This is a genomic window from Cytobacillus oceanisediminis, from assembly GCF_004366035.1.
GTDB classification, from domain to species: domain Bacteria; phylum Bacillota; class Bacilli; order Bacillales; family Cytobacillaceae; genus Cytobacillus; species Cytobacillus oceanisediminis_C.
Window position 1 is genome coordinate 108,318 of sequence record NZ_SOEE01000006.1, and the last position, 14,922, is coordinate 123,239.

Genomic DNA, 14,922 nt, shown 5'->3' on the forward strand with positions numbered 1-14,922 from the left:
AATTCATCCGACCTAATTCGCCAAAATATGATCTTGTTTACAGGTAAAACTTAACAATTCTTACAGATTCTATCTTAACCGGGATTAACAAGAGCCATAACGAGCCAGAGACATATCTTGGTATCAGTCTTAAGGCTTAGAGAGAGGGGATGGAAATTAAAGACGAAAAGTGGGGGGAAGAGAGAAAATGGCAGTTAATCGTCCAAAATAATGACAAAAAAGATTCATATAGAAACTGCAGTTATTCCTCCAGCAAACAAAAAAACTTCAACCATTGCCCATAACCCTTCCAAAATGACAACCCCAATCAGTATGTTATACTGAAAAAAACAGAAAACTCCCAAGATTGGAGGAGAGTTCATGTATACAGTCTTTTCAACATTTGACGTACCCGATGAAAAGTCGGAGGAAGTCATTAGCATATATAAAAATCGCTCGCGGTCGGTCGATCAGGCGGAGGGGTTTATCGATTTTCTGCTGCTGCAGAATGATAAGCGCCCTGGCGAATTGACGGTGCAGCTCATCTTTGATACAAAAGAAAACTATTTAAATTGGGTTCGCAGTGAGGATTTTAAGAGAATCCATGATTTAGAGAAAAAGTATCCTGATCAGGAACTGGCTGCAGTGGTTCCAAAGGTTTCGCAATACAAGGTGGTGGCTAAGTGAATTTTGAAAAGATCGTAAACCGTGTTACCGAAGTAATCTATGAACGCGAGCCATTCCTGCTGGAGCGGTTTGGCGAACAAGGAAAAGAGAAGTGCCGCGAAGATAACCATCATCATATGAAGCATCTCGAGACAGCGTATGAGCTGAACCAATCTGCTTTTTTCACTGATTATGCCGTTTGGCTTGCTGGCATTTTAAATAAGCACGGGATGAAGACCCAGCATCTGATCGACAATTTCGAAATCATTCAGGCTGTGCTGGCTGATGATACAGATACTGCTGAAAAGACAGAGAAATTTAATCTTTATCTTGCAGAATCCATTGCTGTTTTGAAAGGTGAACCAGTGAAGGGAGGAGTGTAAGATGAAACAGGCTGAAACACTCGCTTCACTGCTGCTGGAAGGCAATTCTGCGAAAGTTTGGGAGAACATTCAAAAGCATCCGCAGCTATCGCGCCTTGAAGTTTTTCAAAATCTGATTACACCTGCGATGCAGCACATTGGCCACCTATGGGAGACAAATCAGATCACAGTCGCAGACGAACATTTGGCAACAGCTACCTGTGATTTTGTGCTGTCAAAACTCACTTACCAGCGGGAAAAAAGACAATCAAGCCAAAAAGCCATGTTTCTCTGCCTGGATGGGGAACAGCATTATATTGGCCTGAAAATGGTCAACAGCCTTTTTGAAGAGCACGGCTGGGAGACGAAGTATTTTGGCCCGAGCCTGCCTTTGGAATATGCGCTGAAAACGGCAAAAGACTGGAAGCCGAGTGTAATCGGTCTATCGGTCAGCATTGTCTATCATCTGCCGAAGCTGAAGGAATACGCCGAAGCATTTGCCAAACTGCCGCATAAGCCGGCTGTTCTTCTTGGCGGGCGTTTAGCAGGGAAGTATGACCTGCTTCCTTATTGCTCCGATCATACAGTCATTCTAAGGGATTTGCCGGAAACAAAGGAATGGCTGCAAAACTATGAAGCGGGAGGACAGCAAAATGCAATATTTTGATCAGCCGCTTCCGCTTGCGTTTTTAAAAGCTGACAGGAACGGAAAACTAGTAAGCTACTCCACCTTAGCATGGGAACACTTTGACCTGAGCGAGGAGCATTTAAAAGGAATCATTGATGAGGAAAGCATTGAAAAGCTGATTCAATACAGCTGGGATCCCAGATTGGATCCTGTAAAACTGGAACTGAATATGAAGACCAGGGAAACATCGCTATCTTTATTTGAGGTCCATATTCAATGGGACAGCGAGGATTTTGCCAATATGCTATTTCTGCCAAAAGACAGCTCTAATGAAGGATTGATGGATAAGCTGATGCAGCTGCAGCAGCGCCTGTCCTCTACCGACTTTGAACTTCTGGAGAAAAAAGAAGAGCTTGAGCAGGTGCTCATCCGCTTGAATCAGCTGTCCGGGCCGTTTATTCCGCTGTCGGAAACGCTGTGCATGATTCCTTTATTTGGGGATATAACAGCAGATAAAATAAACGTTATTTCCGAAAGCTGTCTGAAAGCCGTTTTTGCCGGCGAATTTGAAGAAATTCTCTTTGATCTGACAGCGGTTGGGGAAATTGAAGGAAAAGGAATTGAGAAATTCACCCAGCTGATTAAAACGCTGAACTTCATGACCGGCAGCATCATCAAATTGATTGGCATTAAGCCAAACCTGGCAAAAATGCTGAATAACTATAAGCTGGATGAATGGGTGCAGATCGATCAATCCCTGAAGCAAGTATTAAATGTCTACTTTAATCGGAATGAGTTAGGGGCCTCTTAGGAGGTCTTTTTTTGTCAAAACTTCCGAATGCGAAATAGTTTGACAATTAACTCATTTAAAATCATGATAGTAAGTAAAATAATCGGAATTCGGGGGCAGGAAAAATGGGTTTGCCGAAGGAAAGGCATAGCGGATACAGTCAAGAAGTACAGAAGGGTTCGTTTATAAAGGATCTGACAGCAGAAAACATTTCATCTGGAATCATTGCAAGCACACTGGTTATGACGGGGCCGGCTCTGATCATTTTACAGGCTGCCTCAGCAGGGGGATTTACTGATCAGCAGACGATTAACTGGATGTTTGCGGTTTATTTTTTCGGGGGTGTATACAGCATCCTCTTGCCGCTTCTATATAGGATTCCCATCACAGGAGGGCATTCGATTACTGGAGCGGCCTTTTTGGCGACTGTGACTGCGCAATATTCGTATCCGGAACTGATCGGCGGTTATGTGATGTCAGGGCTACTGATTTTTCTGGTCGGCATTTCAGGGCTGTTTACAAAAATCATTGGCTGGGTGCCGAAAGAAGTCATCGCCTCCATGCTTGGCGGATTGGTTGCCGGCTATGTCGTGAAGCTCGTACCGGCCATCCAGGAAATGCCTGTTGTCGGAGGAGCGGCTTTAATCAGTTTTCTGCTTTTTACGAGATATGTGAAGAAGTTCCCGCCCGTGCTCGCGGCCGTCGCAATTGCCTTTGCGATATTGTATTTGACAGCTGATTTAAATCCGGCTAAAGAGATTGCTTATTTCCTGCCATCTATTCAAGTGCCGGAATTCAGCTGGATGGGTCTTGTGACGATTGCCCTGCCGCTCGCGATGCTGATACTGAGCAATGACGCTGCACCGGGAATCGGGGCCCTTGAAAGTGAGGATTTCAAGCCGCCTATCCGTAAAATTGTCTCATCAAGCGGCTTCTTCTCCGTAATCACCAGCTTCTTTGGCGGCCAGTGTGCCAATATCGCCGGCATGATGAGCGCCATCTGTGCCGGACCGGATTCAGGGCCTAAGGAAAAGCGGTATATGGGAGCTGTTGTTTCAGGCGCGATTACGATCGTCTTCGGCATTTTTGCCTGGAAAATCGTGCCCTTTATCCAGTCGCTTCCGCAGGCATTCATTTCATTGCTGGCTGGGTTCGCCCTGATCGGCGTCCTGCATTCCAGCCTGCAAATGGGCTTCTCCGAAAACCGCTACCGGCTAAGCGCGCTCGCTGCCTTCATTGTCACCTTATCAGGCGTGAGCTTTCTCCATATCAGCGCACCCGTTTGGGGACTCCTTGCCGGGGCGGTATTTGCCCGGACAATAGAAAGATAAATGGTGACTGGCACCACCCGGAATTTCTCGAATATATCAGAAGAGGTGTTAATAGATTGAATGAATTGCAATGCTTTATGAGAAAGTATCAAAAAGAGATGGGCTGGGAAATCAGCGGTGAGAATTATGCCAGGAGCCGCGATTCCCTTTTAAATAACTATATGCTGCTGACAACCGAAGTTGCAGAGGTTGCTGAAGAGCTGCGCAAGGCCTTTAACCTTGTCAGCGATTATACAAAAGAAGGAATGGATGAAGAACTGGCCTTTCAATTAGCTAGTGATCAGGTAAAAGAAGAGCTTGGCAAAGAACTCGCAGACTGCCTGGCCTATCTGATTAAATTCTATAACTTCTTTGGTATTGACCTGGAGGATAGTTTTTACGGGAAAATGGATGAAGTCAGGAAAAGAAGGAATAAGGGTGGGAGTTTCGCAGAAAAATAGATAATTTGCAGCAATAAGAGATTGTAATGACTTTGAGAACTTCACCAAGCTGGAAGCCTCATTAGAAAGGAGAGCAGCCATGACCATCATGCAGGACAAAATCTCAAGCCTTCTGGAAATAAATCGCAGTTTAACCCAGTCTCTTGAACTGGAGGAGATTCTGAAGCGGCTCGTACAAGCTGCCTTTGATTTAGTAGACCATGCTGATACGACCATTCTTTACACGTTAAAGGAAAATGGATTATTACATTTTTCCAGCGGGGTTGGGGTGGAGACAGGCTTTATGAGCCAGGTGAAGTTTGAGCCTGGTGAATCCTTGACGGGACAGGTATTTCTGACTAAAAAGGGCGTCATTGCGTCAGGACATGAGTTCAGGGAGCATATGAGCCGTATGTCTGAGATAAATTATATGCATTTTTTTAATGGAGTCTATCGGCGTGAAGTGAAGAGCGGCATCGTTGTCCCATTGGTTTATAAGGAGAATTGCATCGGTGTACTTGTGGTGGATAACTTCGACAAGGATGTACAGTTTACTGAAGCTGACTTTCAAGTGCTGGAGGTGGTGGCAGACCAGGCGGCTATTGCCATCATGAACTCGAAGCTTTACGAAGAAGTAAGGCGAAAAAATGAGGAACTGAGCCAATCACTTGATATCCACCGGAAATTCACGAAGATTCTGCTGGAGGGAAGGGGGACTTCGTATATCCTGGAGACCATCAGTCACATTTTGGGCTTCCCAGTCATCTTTGCAGAGTCACCAATAAATCCATCCAGTTCTTTTCCGATCATAAACTCCAACGAACTTTTCGGATATTTCCTTCTGGATGAGCCAGTTGAACGTTTGACGAATATCCAGAAGGCCGCTCTTGAGCATGCTTCAACGGCTTTGTCACTGGAGTTTGTCAGGCAGAATACGCTTTTTGAAAAAGAGATGTATCTAAGGGAAGAGGCCTTTCATGATTTGATCAATGGCGGACGTCTGGATCCAAGGATTCTGGAAAAGTTCCGCTTGAATGAGAAAAGCAGCATCGCCTGTATGATGGTGGACTGCAAGTCTGGTTTTCTATGGGATGAAGCCTCCATCCTTCAAAAAGAAAAACTCATCCGAGCGATCGAGCAGATCACCATGAAATACTGTGAAACTCCGATTGTTTTTGCGAAATCAAACCAAATCATAGCACTCATGATGAATGGACGGAAAAAGTATGACCATTGTCTAGCTGATGATATTCAGAGAAAAGTGAACAGAGCTGTCATTGGTTTGGGCAGAGAGGTTGCTTTAACAGATATGACAGATACCTACCAGGAAGCTGCCGAAGCCTTATCATTTGCAAAAAGCCATCAGCACAAAACCTTTATCACTTATTCTGAGCTTGGTGCTGAAAGACTGTGGCTCAACACCGATCGCAGCTTGCTGAACAAATTTGTCTCCGATAAATTAGGTTCTCTTTTAAAAATGGAGCCTGAATACCTAAAAACGATGCAAGCCTTTCTGGAACATAATCAAAGTCATAAACAAACAGCAGAAGTGATGCATATTCATCCCAATACCCTTGCCTACCGGCTGAAAAAAATCGAGAGCGAGCTGCAGCTGGATTTTTCCCGGAATGAAGATTGGATCACAGTGGTCCTTGCATTCCAGGTCTTTGACTTTTTAAACCCCTAATTGGTGCTAGTCACAAAGAAAGGAAGAGTTATTTGGCTGTTGGCACATGTACATAGAATATTCTAAATATTATAATAACCTAAACTTGATATGATAAGGAGAGATTAGATGAGTACAGAGGTTAATAGCCAGAAAACTGAGGTCGTCAATGCTGGTGCAGAAACTTTTTACAATTATATTGGCGGGGAATGGGTTCCTTCTGTGACAGGGGAGACGTATCCGAGTGTGAATCCAGCCAATACAGATGGGGTACTGGGTTACTTTCAGAAGTCGAATGAGATTGATGTGCAAAAAGCAATCGAGAGTGCAAAGAGGGCTTTTCCCAAATGGAAAAATACATCTCCAATCAGCCGTGGGGACATCCTTTTTAAACTGATCTTTCTCATCCAGCAGGAAAAAGAGGAATTAGCAGAAATCATTACGAAGGAAGTCGGCAAAACGATCGAGGCAGCCCGAAAGGAAGTGGAGGCTACGGTTCAGGCTCTGAAGCACTTCAGCGGAGAGGCTAACCGGATCTCAGGCGAAACCGTTCCTGCGATTGACCCTAAAACCTTTGCCTGCACGATTCAGGAGCCGCTGGGAGTGGTGGCTGTCGTTACGCCATTCAATTTTCCGCTCGGAATTGCCATTTATAAAATTGCGCCTTCCATGCTGGCGGGAAATACGATCATCTATAAGGCTGCAAGTGACACGTCTCTAATCGCAGTGAAGGTAGTAGAGCTGTTTGAAAAGGCTGGAATGCCAGCTGGCGTGCTGAATATGATCACGGGCCCGGGCTCTGTTGTGGGAGAAGAGCTTGGAACCAATCCGGAAATTAAGGCCGTCTCGTTTACAGGCTCCTCTGATGTGGGCATCCATTTTGGCAAGCTTGTGACAGCCCATGGCGGAAAAATGCAGGCTGAAATGGGCGGAAAGAATGCGACGATCATTCTGGAGGACGCCAATCTGGAAGAGGCTGTCCAGAGTGTGGTCATCAGCGGATTTTATAATAACGGCCAAAGCTGTACGGGAACCAGCCGTGTGATTGTGCCCCGGTCTATTTCCCGAAAGGTCATTGAGCTGCTAGTTGAAAAAGCGAAGCAAGTAAAGGTCGGCAATGGGGTTAAGGAAGGATATGACAACGGTGCGGTTGCAAATAAGCATCAATTGAATACGTATCTCCATTATGTAAATAGCGCCATCGAGGAAGGAGCGGTGCTTGAATATGGAGGAAAGCAGCTGACAGATGGCGATATGGCGAATGGCTATTTCGTCGCTCCGACTGTTTTCAGTAAAGTTACGAAGGAATTTACAATCGCCCAAGAAGAGATTTTCGGGCCGGTTGTGGCAGTGATGGAAGTGGATTCTTACGAAGAGGCGATTGAGCTTGCAAATGATACGGAATTTGGCTTGTCATCCGCCATTTTTACGAATGACCTTCAGAAGGCATTCGATTTTGTCCGGAAAATTGAAACAGGCGTCACGCACGTGAATATCCCATCCAACCATTATGAAAACCAGCTCCCGTTTGGCGGCAAAAAAACATCCAGCATCGGGCCGCGTGAACAGGGCAGCACGGCATTGGATTTCTGGCTGGATACTAAGACCGTTTATATTAAACCTTAAGGAGGGAGAGGATGAAAAACATAGGCGTAATTGGCTGCGGGGCCATGGGAAAGGGCCTTGTGAAAAATTTAATCAATAACGGGTATAAGGTGTATGCTTATGATCCAAGTCAGGATGCACTGGCGATATGCGAGGCGCTGGGGGCCATTCCCCAGCCTTCTCCATTTGAGGCAGCAAGACAGGCGGATCTAGTCATTTCTTCATTGCCTGGACCAAGTATTGTGAGAGATGTTATGATGGGTGGAAGCGGAGTCTTTTCTGCTTTAAAGCCTCATAGTTTTGTGCTGGATATGAGCACTATTGACCCAAAAACAGCCCAGGAATTGAATCAGGCTGCAAAGGAGCAAGGCATCCATTTTTATGACTGCCCGTTAAGCGGGGGACCAAAGGGTGCTGATGCCGGTACGCTGACCATAATGGTTGGGGGAGACGATAGATATTTGCCGGACATTCGCCCGGTCCTGGAGAGCATAGGAAAGGATATCTTTCTGCTCGGTCCTTCAGGATCAGGCCAGGTGGCAAAGCTGTGCCATAATATGCTGGTTGCTTTAACGACTGCAGGCCTGGGAGAGGTCCTTGCAGTGGGGGAGAAAGCAGGTGTCAGCCGATCTCAGCTGTCAGAAGTCATTCAAAGCGGGTCTGCGCATAATCGCGTCCTGACCGTATTCGGTGAAAATATCCTTCAGCATACATACGAGAATGTGCTGTTCAGCCTGGAGCACATGAATAAGGATATTCACTTATACAAAGAAACAGCTGAATTTTATAGCGAAGATTCTCCTTTGGGTCAGCTGGTGTGCGATATCTATGAAAAGGCAATGGAGCAAGGGAAGGGCAAGCTTGATTCTTCCGCCGTGTGCGGATCTATCTAGTAATCTTTTAATCTAGGGGGGGAAACATGAAAAACGAAAAGACAGAAATTTTAAAAGATTGGCGCTTGCATGCCGTTGTGCTAGTTCTGGTTGCGGCCACAGAAGCGATTGGACAGATCAGCTTTAAAGTAGGCGCAGGGGTGATTCTGCTGCTGCCTATGCTTTATGCTTTTTTCCTGGGGCTCGGTCTTTACTTCACTCCGCTTATTAAGGAGAAACAGGCTAAAAATGCAGAGCCCCTCATCGTGCTCGGGGTTACTCTATTAATTGCGAAAATTGGCGTAACGATTGGGCCGCAAATCGAGGCAATCATTGCGGCGGGGCCATCATTATTGCTGCAGGAACTTGGTAACTTGGGTACGATCTTATTAGCACTGCCAGTGGCCATTTTTCTTGGCTTTAAAAGAGAAGCCATTGGCATGACCCACTCGATTGGCCGGGAGCCGAACGTCGGGCTGATTATGAATAAATACGGATTTGATTCGCCAGAAGGAAGAGGAGTAATGGCTATTTATATTTTCGGTACTGTGTTTGGTGCTGCCTTCCTGGGATTGATTTCCGGATTCCTGGCCACCATTACTCCGCTCCATCCGCTATCTTTTGCGATGGCATCAGGGGTAGGAAGCGGCAGCATGATGGCGGCTGCCAGCGGATCGCTTGTCGCTGCCTTCCCTGAAATGGAAGCGCAGATTGTTGCCTTCGCAGGCGCCAGTAACCTGCTTTCTCTTTCAACAGGTCTGTATGCCAGTATTTTCATTGGATTGCCTCTCACTGAAAAGCTGTACAGCATCATGATGAAACGCAAAGAGAAAAAGGCTGCGGACAAAGGGGGAGATATCCATGCTTAAAAATATAACAGAGTGGTTCCTGATTTTAGGTATATTCGGACTTTCAGCGCTGATCGGCAACTGGGTAGGCTACGATATCCTGCCGTCTGCAGCCATTCCGGGCATGCTTGTTTTAATTGTCATCAGTGTGCTGGGTCTGGTTCTTGAAAAAGTGCTGCCTGGCAATATCCCGAGCGTCGGATATATCGGTATTATCGGAATCATCGTTTCCATTCCAGGAGTACCGGGATCTGAATATGTTGTCGAATGGACCACTCAGGTCAATATTTTGGCTCTTGCTACCCCAATTCTGGCTTATGCGGGCATCTCAATCGGAAAGAACTGGGCTGACTTTTCCAAGCTGGGATGGAGAAGCATTATTGTTGCAGTCTTTGTGTTCTTCGGTACTTTCATCGGATCTGCAGTAATTGCTGAGATTATTTTACGTATGCAGGGGATTATTTGATGTTTTTGGCCTGGCAGGTGGATATCTGCCGGGCTTTTTGCTCTGCATCAGTTATTTTTTAGTACTGCCTCAAAATATATCGCCACTTTTACAGGTTTATCGGTCAGATTTGACATTTATCGGTTACTTTTTTGATATATCGGTCAAAAATGCCACTTTATCGGTCAGATTTCCGATATATCGGTCACTTCGCGTTCCATCAGCAATCTATTAATCTCACAGAGAAAAAAACAAATTAGAAAGAGTGAAAACCATGAACCTTTATCAACAGTTAATAAAAGATTATAATCAGGAACTGACCCACTCAGGTGTAAACGGCGAAAGATTGGCCTCAAGACTTGAAGAGCTTTCAGTGATAGGCCTCATGGTTAGCGGCGGGGTGACTCGCCCGGGTTATTCTGCCGAAGAGAAAGAAGCGAAAGAGCTAGTAATCAAGTGGATGAAAAACGCTGGTCTTACCGTGACATCAGATGGAGCAGGAAATGTTTTTGGACGACTCGCAGGAAAAACAGAAGGACCTTCAATCGCTTCCGGTTCACATGTTGACAGTGTTCCAAATGGGGGGCACTTCGATGGGCCGTTAGGGGTTCTCTCAGCATTGGAAGTTGCAGAGTCATGGAAAGAAACAGGTTACATACCGGAGAAGCCGTATGAGGTTGTGATATTTTCAGATGAAGAGGGTTCGAGATTCAAGAGCAGCTTAACAGGCAGCCGGGCATTTATGGGTCAGCTGAGGCCGGAAGAATTAGATAGCCTGCGGGATGAAAATGGCAAGTCGTTTCGCGATGTATTGAATGAATATGGCAGCAGTGCGGAAGAGTGCTTAAAGGCAGGAGAAAATAGACCTGAAATCGAAACCTTTGTGGAAGTCCATATTGAGCAGGGGAAGGTGCTGGAAAGAGAGAATCAGCCAGTTGGAGTGGTAAAAGGCATTGCAGGGCCAGCCTCGCTGGAGGTTACCTTTACAGGAGAAGCTGGACATGCAGGAAATACACCGATGGCTGGTCGAAAAGATCCGCTTGTGGCTGCCTCATTGTTTGTAGCTGCCATTGAGAATTTCCCAAAGCAGGTCAGTGATACAGCTGTTGCCACTGTCGGCAAACTGAACGTGCATCCAAATGGCTTCAACGTCATTGCCCAGAAAGTAATACTAACCGTTGATATCAGGGATATTTTTGAAGAATCCCGGGATCAGCTGCTTGATCAAATTAAAACCAATGCGGTGAAAATAGCAGAGGAGCGAAGTATCGGTGTGCAAATGAAGCTGAATGCCAAAATTAAACCTCTGCCAATTAATGAAAGCCTGCAGGCTGGTATTGCAGAATCCCTTGGGAAGTTCAATATTAATCCTGTTTACATCCCGAGCGGAGCCGGCCATGACACGATGATCGTCGGAACGGAAATGCCAGCAGCCATGCTGTTTGTCCGCAGCAGGGATGGCATCAGCCACAATCCGCAGGAATGGACGTCATTAAATGACTGTGTATATGGTGTACATGTTTTAAAGGATTTTGTTGAAGGGCTTATGAAAAAACAATAAAAAGGAGAAATCCTCATGATCATCCGCCACTTAAAACCAGCAGACGCCGAGGCCCTGGCCAACCTGATCACACAAACAGAAAACGAATCAGACTACATGCTTTTCGAGCCAGGTGAAAGAAAGACGTCAGCCGAGGCACAAAGAAAAAGAATTGAAGCCATTGAAAAAGAAGATCATTCGACCATCATCACAGCGGAAAAAGATAACCGATTGATCGGCTTTGTAATGGCCATTGGCGGTGCGGCAAGGAGGAATAAGCACTCAGCCTATCTCGTTGCAGGAATCCTCAGCGAACACAGAGGCCAGGGGATTGGCACGAAGCTCTTTGAAGAGCTTGACCGCTGGGCGCGTAAACACGATATCCACAGGCTGGAACTTACAGTTGTTATCCGTAATCAGGCAGGTGTCTCCCTTTATCAAAAGGCGGGATTCCAGATTGAAGGCACTAAAAAACATTCGCTTTTGATAAACGGTGAATTTGTCGATGAATACTATATGGGTAAGCTGTTATAAAAGAAAGGCCATTTTCTCTGTGCAGAAAATGGCCTTTCTTTATTTGTAACACTGCCAGGTAAAATCTCCTATTTTATCAAATGAAAATCCCGCTATATCATGGGGTGAGGCTATACTATTTCACGAAATAAAACAAAAAATCAGAATTTTAATTGAATTCAAAACCTATAATCTTGTATACTTGTAATACAAGTTTTGAAAAGCGCTTACATTCTTATTGGAAAGGGAGGATATTATGATTCGAAAAAAGTGGAAGATTATCATATCGGTCCTGACACTAGTCTTTATTGCCATTGTTGGCGTGCGGACAGCGGCCGAGAACAAGGATAAAAAATTCGTATCTGTCGCCACCGCTTCAACAGGAGGTACATATTACCCGATTGGGGTTGGAATGGCCAATGTATGGAGCAGCCATTTAAAGGGTGAGAAAATCCAGGCAAGCGGCCAGTCCTCTGCCGGATCCATTGAAAATATTGAACTTCTGCGTGAAGGGGAAGCGCAGCTTGCCATTCTTCAGGGGTTAATTTCGTCCCAGGCCTATGCCGGAGATGGTTCCTTTAAAGGGAAACGCTATGAGGATCTCCGCACAATCTCCATGCTCTGGCCGAATGTAGAGCATTTCGTGCTGATGAACAGCAAGATTGAAAGCGGAACCATCGATGATATTAAAGGAACGCAATTTTCTGTTGGGCCGCAGGCAAGCGGTACGGAGCAATCCACGGTCGTGATGATGGATGGCCTTGGTCTAACGAAAAAGGATATTTCTCCTGAGTATCTTGGCTACAGTGACACGGTTTCGGCGATGCGTGACGGTAGATTGGATGGAGGCTCGCTTCCGGCAGGAATCCCGATTTCCGCTGTAACAGATATGTATGCAAGTAATGTCAAAGCGTCGATTTTGGAAGTAACTGATGAGCAGCTGGATGCCATTAATGGAGTATCTGACAGCTGGTACCGCTATGTGATTCCTGGAGGGACCTATCCCCGCATTGACAAAGATATCAACACCATTGCCCAGCCGAACCTTTTATCCACAACAAAAGAAATGGATGAAGAAACCATCTATATTTTAACCAAAACACTCTATGAAAATCTGGATGAAATGTATGAGGTTCATAGCTCTGCAAAGGAAATGACACTGGAAACGGCACTCGATGGCGTATCTGTTCCATTGCATGCCGGAGCCTATAGATATTTTAAAGAAGCAGGTCTTGATATACCTGAAAATCTAATTCCGCCGGAAGCGAAGTAAAGGAGGGAAAACGATGACAAAATCAACAAGCGAACCAATTGTACAGTCAGCCGATCTGGATAAAGAAGCAGGGGGCGGCATACGTCTGCTGGAGGGTCCATACAAAAAAGCGGCTGCCATTATCGCAGTATTGTTTTCTGTTTTTGCCATTTATTCCAATGGATTATCCAATATTCAAGAGATTTATAGAAACCTGATTTTCCTGGGCATCCTTTTGGTTATGACTTTTTTCTATTATCCGGCCGGAAAATCTTCTAATCAAAAAAGGTTTACAGCCCCTGATTATATATTTGCGGCACTTGCCATTGCAGGTCTTGGCTACCTGCTCCTGAATTACACAACGATTCATGTGGATCGGGGCTCCCAGCCGATTATGATTGACTATGTCTTTGGAGCCATTACGATCATCGTCCTCCTCGAAGCTTCGAGACGGGCTGTTGGGATCTTTATCCCAATCCTTTGTGGAGGAGCTATTGTATATGCTCTGTTTGGCACATACTTCCCTTGGATTTTCGGACATGCCGGCTTTTCACTGGAACGCCTTCTATACCGTCTTTATATGACGACTGAGGGTGTGCTGGGATTAACGCTTTCGACGGCATCCACGTTCATCGTCATGTTCGTCCTCTTTGGTGCCTTCCTGTCTGTGAGCGGTGCCACCCAGCTTTTCAATGATCTGGCTTTGGCCATTGCAGGCAGAAAGCGAGGGGGCCCTGCACAAGTAGCGGTCATCTCCAGCGCGCTGACAGGATCTTTGAGCGGAAGTGCAGTGGCCAATGTTGCGACAACAGGAGCTTTTACGATTCCATTGATGAAATCCATTGGCCTTAAGCCAAAGTTTGCCGGTGCAGTAGAAGCGGCTGCTTCAACAGGCGGAATGATTATGCCGCCGATTATGGGTGCTGCGGCCTTCATTATGGCCGGTTTCCTTGGAATCTCTTATACGACGGTCATCCTGGCAGCGATCATTCCAAGTTTTCTCTATTATATCGCATTGATTTTTGCCATTGATATTGAAGCGAAAAAACAAGGCCTGAAAGGCATCAGTAAAGAAAATATTCCGGATGTCGTCCAAATTCTGAAGGAACGCGGCGTCCTGCTTATTCCGATCATTGTTGTCATTACCACGCTATTAATGGGAAAGACAGCTTTATTTGCCGGATTTGCCGGAATTGGTGCAGTCATTGTGGCGAGCTGGCTGGCAAAGGATAAATCTTCAAGAATCACAATCTCTAAAACAATTGAGGCTTTCATTGAAGGCGGAAGAGGGACAATTCAAGTCGGGATTGCCTGCGCAGCCATCGGAATCATCATCTGCGTTGTCACCATGACGGGAATTGGATCTACATTAGCTTATAATATTGTCGAATTAACGGGCGGCCAGCTTTGGCTGATTTTAATCGTCGTCATGCTCACTTGCATCGTTTTAAGTATGGGGCTTCCATCCACAGCTCTTTACATCGTTGTTGCGGTTACCGCAGCTCCTGCACTTGTGGAAGCTGGCGTTAATCCAATCGCTGCACATTTCTTTGTGTTCTGGTTTGGTGCATTGTCCAACATTACGCCGCCAGTGGCTCTGGCATCATATACCGCAGCGGGACTGGCTGGCGCCAATGCGATGCAGACATCATGGGAGGCGCTTAGAATTTCACTTCCGGGCTTTATAATCCCGTTCATGATTGCTTATAACCCTATTATTCTGCTTCAGGCAGCAGAGGGAGAAACGATATCCATTTTATCAGTAGCACTTGTGGTCATCACAAGCACGCTGGGCATTTACGCCCTGGCAAGTTCACTTGGAAACTACCTGAATGCCAAGCTGACGATTGTTGAAAGAGTCTTAATGTTTGCCGGAGCTTTAATGCTGATTAAGCCAGGCATGATAACGGATATTGCCGGATTCGGACTTTGTGTGTTTGCGATTTTCTTCCATATCATCAGAGTTAAGAAAAGCAGTTCAGTCGAAATCACCATATAAGGAGTTA

General features: G+C 45.7%; 15 protein-coding genes. All 15 read left to right on the plus strand.

The window, feature by feature from the left end:
- Window positions 1-360 precede the first annotated feature (360 nt).
- Window positions 361-666, plus strand: coding sequence for an antibiotic biosynthesis monooxygenase family protein (locus DFO72_RS16085; protein WP_113882967.1), 306 nt, complete (start codon window positions 361-363; stop codon window positions 664-666).
- On the plus strand, window positions 663-1,028 hold the full coding sequence (locus DFO72_RS16090; protein WP_113882968.1) for a hypothetical protein: 366 nt from the start codon (window positions 663-665) through the stop codon (window positions 1,026-1,028). Before DFO72_RS16085 ends, DFO72_RS16090 begins: the two co-directional genes overlap by 4 nt.
- A gap of 1 nt (window position 1,029) precedes the next feature.
- The gene (locus DFO72_RS16095) at window positions 1,030-1,674 is read left to right on the plus strand and encodes a cobalamin B12-binding domain-containing protein (RefSeq protein WP_113882969.1); all 645 of its coding nucleotides are present in this window, start codon (window positions 1,030-1,032) and stop codon (window positions 1,672-1,674) included.
- Entirely contained in the window at window positions 1,661-2,446 is a 786-nt protein-coding gene (locus tag DFO72_RS16100) for an STAS domain-containing protein (RefSeq protein ID WP_113882970.1), read from the plus strand. The genes DFO72_RS16095 and DFO72_RS16100 overlap by 14 nt, the downstream gene beginning before the upstream one ends.
- A 104-nt stretch (window positions 2,447-2,550) precedes the next feature.
- Entirely contained in the window at window positions 2,551-3,756 is a 1,206-nt protein-coding gene (locus DFO72_RS16105; RefSeq protein WP_113882971.1) for a benzoate/H(+) symporter BenE family transporter, read from the plus strand.
- Between the two features lie 56 nt (window positions 3,757-3,812).
- Window positions 3,813-4,196 (plus strand): MazG nucleotide pyrophosphohydrolase domain-containing protein, encoded by a 384-nt coding sequence (locus DFO72_RS16110; protein ID WP_113882972.1) that lies wholly within the window; start codon window positions 3,813-3,815, stop codon window positions 4,194-4,196.
- A 79-nt stretch (window positions 4,197-4,275) separates the two neighbouring features.
- Window positions 4,276-5,862 (plus strand): helix-turn-helix domain-containing protein, encoded by a 1,587-nt coding sequence (locus DFO72_RS16115; protein ID WP_113882973.1) that lies wholly within the window; start codon window positions 4,276-4,278, stop codon window positions 5,860-5,862.
- Between the two features lie 108 nt (window positions 5,863-5,970).
- Complete coding sequence (locus tag DFO72_RS16120) at window positions 5,971-7,467, plus strand: aldehyde dehydrogenase family protein (RefSeq protein ID WP_113882974.1); 1,497 nt, start codon at window positions 5,971-5,973, stop codon at window positions 7,465-7,467.
- A gap of 11 nt (window positions 7,468-7,478) precedes the next feature.
- Window positions 7,479-8,339, plus strand: a complete 861-nt coding sequence (locus DFO72_RS16125) for an NAD(P)-dependent oxidoreductase (protein WP_113882975.1) — start codon at window positions 7,479-7,481, stop codon at window positions 8,337-8,339.
- A gap of 26 nt (window positions 8,340-8,365) precedes the next feature.
- Complete coding sequence (locus DFO72_RS16130; RefSeq protein WP_113882976.1) at window positions 8,366-9,187, plus strand: DUF3100 domain-containing protein; 822 nt, start codon at window positions 8,366-8,368, stop codon at window positions 9,185-9,187.
- A complete protein-coding gene (locus DFO72_RS16135) occupies window positions 9,180-9,632 on the plus strand; it encodes a hypothetical protein (RefSeq protein WP_113882977.1) in 453 nt (150 codons plus the stop codon). The genes DFO72_RS16130 and DFO72_RS16135 overlap by 8 nt, the downstream gene beginning before the upstream one ends.
- Window positions 9,633-9,885: 253 nt before the next feature.
- Window positions 9,886-11,172, plus strand: a complete 1,287-nt coding sequence (locus DFO72_RS16140) for a M20 family metallo-hydrolase (RefSeq protein WP_113882978.1) — start codon at window positions 9,886-9,888, stop codon at window positions 11,170-11,172.
- Window positions 11,173-11,187: 15 nt separating this feature from the next.
- Entirely contained in the window at window positions 11,188-11,685 is a 498-nt protein-coding gene (locus tag DFO72_RS16145; RefSeq protein WP_113882979.1) for a GNAT family N-acetyltransferase, read from the plus strand.
- A 235-nt stretch (window positions 11,686-11,920) separates the two neighbouring features.
- Window positions 11,921-12,937, plus strand: coding sequence for a TAXI family TRAP transporter solute-binding subunit (locus DFO72_RS16150; RefSeq protein WP_113882980.1), 1,017 nt, complete (start codon window positions 11,921-11,923; stop codon window positions 12,935-12,937).
- A 13-nt stretch (window positions 12,938-12,950) separates the two neighbouring features.
- Window positions 12,951-14,915, plus strand: a complete 1,965-nt coding sequence (locus DFO72_RS16155) for a TRAP transporter permease (protein WP_113882981.1) — start codon at window positions 12,951-12,953, stop codon at window positions 14,913-14,915.
- Window positions 14,916-14,922 lie beyond the last annotated feature (7 nt).